Genomic DNA, 259 nt, shown 5'->3' with positions numbered 1-259 from the left:
ACGACAGCCAGCGTCAGGCCACCAAAGATGCGGGCCGTATTGCCGGTCTGGACGTCAAGCGCATCATCAACGAGCCGACTGCCGCAGCGCTTGCCTACGGCATGGACAAGTCTCGTGGTGACAAGACCATCGCGGTCTACGACCTGGGCGGCGGTACCTTCGATATCTCCATCATCGAAGTTGCCGATGTCGATGGTGAAACCCAGTTCGAAGTACTGGCCACCAACGGTGACACCTTCCTGGGCGGTGAAGATTTCGA

Annotated in this window: 1 protein-coding gene; it reads left to right on the top strand. The window is 58.7% G+C overall.

Going from position 1 to position 259, the window contains the following annotated elements:
• A partial coding sequence (locus tag V0R37_RS22635) for an Hsp70 family protein (protein ID WP_420376628.1) occupies positions 1-259 on the top strand: 259 nt, incomplete at both ends.

This window comes from Pollutimonas rozaliensis (assembly GCF_048751585.1).
In the GTDB taxonomy this organism is placed as follows: Bacteria; Pseudomonadota; Gammaproteobacteria; order Burkholderiales; family Burkholderiaceae_B.
Note: the sequence above shows the minus strand (reverse complement) of the source record. Positions and strands in the feature narration are given on the sequence as shown.